The organism is Polaromonas sp. P1_G1, assembly GCF_056405595.1.
Map to the genome: position 1 here is coordinate 1 of NZ_JBFUBU010000109.1, position 2264 is coordinate 2264.

Sequence of the window (2264 nt, forward strand, 5' to 3'; positions counted from 1 at the left end):
GCGCGAGACCCCGCCGTAGTCGAGCACCGCAGGTTGCCCGAAGCGAAGCGTAGGGACCCAGACTGCGGGTCGCCTTTTCTTTGGTGACTTTCTTTTGGCGAAGCAAAAGAAAGTTACTTGCCGCCGGGCAACCCCCGGCCAGCAGAACTAAGAAGAGAGCACAGAGGGAGCGCCCTCACTGCGTAGGCGGCAACACCCCATCCAGGCTTTCCGCATGATGCTGACAAAACCTCACCAGCTTCTCCACATCCTGCGATTTGTCGAACACTTCATCGGCCCCCAGCTCGCGGCAGCGCAGCAAAAGGTTTTCCTGGCTGTGGCTGGTCAGCACCACCACCTTCTGGCCCGGCTTGCGCCGCTGGCAGTCCTTGAGTACGCCAAAGCCCGAACCCTCGGCGAGGAACAGGTCGACGATGGCGAGGTCCCAATCTTCATGGTCGTGAAGCCACAGGCGTGCGCCAGTCTCGGAATCGGCGTGGCCGACAAAGCGCAGCGGCGCGATTTCTTCCATGGCTTCCACCAAGGTATTGCGTATGTCCGGCTTGTCCTCGACAAGAAACGCGTTGATGACCATGGAACCCCCGAAGTTAATCAGCGAACTTAGCCGCCATCTCGTGGGGGTCCTGTCGTCGGCCGCCCTCGGGATGTGTAGGCTCAATCCCACTTTAGGCCAGCGGGCGTTTTTTAGCCGTAACGGGGGGTAACGTGGTGAATAAAACCGCTAATCGGTGGTGAAACGCGGATCAGTGGTGGTGGCCGTGCTCGCCGTGCACGTGGCGGTGGGCGATTTCCTCTTCCGAGGCGGCGCGCACGGCGGTCACCTTCAGGGTAAACCGCAGGGCCTTGCCGGCCAGCGGATGGTTGCCATCCAGCATGACGGTGTCGCCCTTGATCTTGATGACGTTGAAGACGTGCTGGCGGCCGTCCTCGCCGCGGCCCTCGAGCTGGCCGCCGACCTTGACCCCTGGCGGGAACTGCGTGCGCGGGATGGTCTGCACCAGGCCTTCGTCGCGCAGGCCGAAGGCGTCCTGCGGCTCCAGCGCCAGCACGGTCTGGAAGCCGGCTTCCTGGCCGTCCAGCGCTTCCTCGATCTTGGGCAGGGTGTTGCCGTAGCCGCCGTGCAGGTAAACCATGGGCGTGTTGCTCTGCTCGACCAGTTTGCCCTGGGCGTCCGCCACCTTGTAGCTGAGGGTGACGGCGGTGTCTTTTGCGATTTTCATGTGGTAACTCCGGATGGCCGGGATGCGTAAAAGCGCTGATTTTCGCCCAGCCGGCAGGCCGGGGCCGGAACACGCCGGATCGGCCGGTATTGGCCCCGCGCCGCGTGGGGATTTGCGGCCGGGCGCGGGCGCCGGTAAACGGCATCCGTAGAATCACGCAACATGATAAGTTACATGAAATCAAAAGGCCGGCTTTCCGCCGTCCTGCACGCGCTGCTGCACATGGCCCACCGCGGCGGGCCCATGACCTCGGACGAACTCGCGGCCTGCCTGCGTACGCACGCGGTGGTGGTGCGGCGCACCATGGCGGGCCTGCGCGAAGCCGGTTTTGTGGTGTCGGAGCGGGGCCACGGCGGCGGCTGGGTGCTGGCGCGGGACCTGGCTTCTGTCACCTTGCTCGACGTGCAGATGGCTCTCGGTGACAGCGCCGGGACGGACGCCGGGGGCGCGCATGCCGACGGCTGCGTCATCGAGCAGTCGGTGCAGCGCGCGCTGGCCGGCAGCCTGCGCGAGGCCGAGGCCGTGCTGGCGAAGCGCCTGGGCGAGGTCACCCTGGCCGACCTGTCGGCCGACTTCAACCGCGCCATGGCCGGCCACGCCGGCCACGCCGCGCACCCCCCTTCACCGGAGGCCGGCCATGTTGCATGACGCCATCATCGTGGGCGGCAGTTTTGCCGGGCTGTCCGCCGCGCTGCAGCTGGCCCGTGCCCGGCGCCAGGTGCTGGTGATCGACGCCGGCCTGCCGCGCAACCGCTTCGCGTCGGCGTCGCACGGCGTGCTGGGCCACGACGGCAAGCCGGGCTCGCAAGTCCTGGCCGAGGCCAGGCAGCAGTTGCTGGCCTACCCGACGGTGCAGGTCTTCAGCGGCCGCGTGAGCCGCGTGGACAGCGGCGAAGCGGGTTTTGTCGTCGAGGCCGAGGACGGCATGCGCTGGTTCACCGGACGCCGCCTGCTGCTGGCCACCGGGGTGGCCGACGTGCTGCCCGAAATCCCCGGCCTCCAGGAACGCTGGGGCAAGACAGTGGTGCACTGTCCCTATTGCCA

At 66.6% G+C, this 2264-nt stretch carries 4 protein-coding genes; 2 read left to right on the forward strand and 2 right to left on the reverse strand.

Annotated elements, in window-relative coordinates; all coding sequences use genetic code 11:
• Positions 1 to 175: 175 nt before the first annotated feature.
• Positions 176 to 574, reverse strand: coding sequence for a response regulator (locus AC1D1Y_RS25900; protein WP_477684879.1), 399 nt, complete (start codon positions 572 to 574; stop codon positions 176 to 178).
• A gap of 169 nt (positions 575 to 743) precedes the next feature.
• Positions 744 to 1220, reverse strand: coding sequence for an FKBP-type peptidyl-prolyl cis-trans isomerase (locus AC1D1Y_RS25905; protein ID WP_477677408.1), 477 nt, complete (start codon positions 1218 to 1220; stop codon positions 744 to 746).
• A 174-nt stretch (positions 1221 to 1394) separates the two neighbouring features.
• Between AC1D1Y_RS25905 and AC1D1Y_RS25910 the strand changes: the two genes are divergently transcribed.
• Positions 1395 to 1868, forward strand: coding sequence for an Rrf2 family transcriptional regulator (locus AC1D1Y_RS25910; RefSeq protein WP_477684880.1), 474 nt, complete (start codon positions 1395 to 1397; stop codon positions 1866 to 1868).
• Positions 1858 to 2264 (forward strand): NAD(P)/FAD-dependent oxidoreductase (locus AC1D1Y_RS25915; protein ID WP_477684881.1); only part of this gene is annotated, 407 nt, incomplete at its 3' end. The genes AC1D1Y_RS25910 and AC1D1Y_RS25915, both read left to right, overlap by 11 nt.

Bases quoted from the DNA above. Each gene is read 5' to 3' on its own strand.
- AC1D1Y_RS25900 (WP_477684879.1), bottom strand. From the start codon at position 574: ATGGTCATCAACGCGTTTCTTGTCGAGGACAAGCCGGACATACGCAAT.
- AC1D1Y_RS25905 (WP_477677408.1), bottom strand. From the start codon at position 1,220: ATGAAAATCGCAAAAGACACCGCCGTCACCCTCAGCTACAAGGTGGCG.
- AC1D1Y_RS25910 (WP_477684880.1), top strand. From the start codon at position 1,395: ATGAAATCAAAAGGCCGGCTTTCCGCCGTCCTGCACGCGCTGCTGCAC.